This is a genomic window from Aeromonas australiensis (assembly GCF_000819725.1).
GTDB classification, from domain to species: Bacteria; Pseudomonadota; Gammaproteobacteria; order Enterobacterales; family Aeromonadaceae; genus Aeromonas; species Aeromonas australiensis.
This window is the reverse complement of the sequence record NZ_CDDH01000060.1, coordinates 1-522: the sequence shown is the minus strand read 5'-3', so window position 1 is coordinate 522 and position 522 is coordinate 1. Positions and strand designations below refer to the sequence as shown.

Sequence of the window (522 nt, the reverse complement as noted above, 5' to 3'; positions counted from 1 at the left end):
CTGATTGCCTCCGGCTGTGCCAACTACGCCTTCAACAGCAATCTGGATAAAGAGAACTTCGACGAATACTTCAAACCCGGTAGCGTGCGCATCTACGAGCAGGATGAGCTGGCTGACCTCAACTACCTCTACCTCGGCACCATCGAGGGCGAGTCTTGCCAGGCTGATGCCAACCAGCCGGTACCCAACGCCGGCGAAGCGCGCACCCTGGTCCGTCGCCGCGCCGCCGATATGGGCGGCAACGGCGTCACCATCGACAAGTGCGCCGAATTCAGCGACACCCCGGGCTGCCTGAAACAGGTGATCTGCTACGGGCAGGCACTGAAAGTGGCCAAAGAGCAGTAACGACCATAGCGGCATATCCGTATCCGCTTCGAGGGTATGCGCAGCATACCTTCGCTTTTTGGCAACCGGCCCAAGCAGGCAAGCAACCCCTTGTCAGCTTTCGCTGCTCCAAGCCGACTCCATTTGCAACCTGATCCGTAACTCATCTGGTGTGGTAAGCGCCCCCTCGGCCAGGGG

Annotated in this window: 1 protein-coding gene; it reads left to right on the top strand. The window is 59.8% G+C overall.

Features of this window, described 5'->3' with window-relative positions; translation table 11 throughout:
• Positions 1-345, top strand: a 345-nt coding sequence (gene rcsF, locus BN1117_RS09645; RefSeq protein ID WP_052441478.1) for an Rcs stress response system protein RcsF, incomplete at its 5' end; no start/stop codon positions are given.
• Between the last annotated feature and the right edge of the window lie 177 nt (positions 346-522).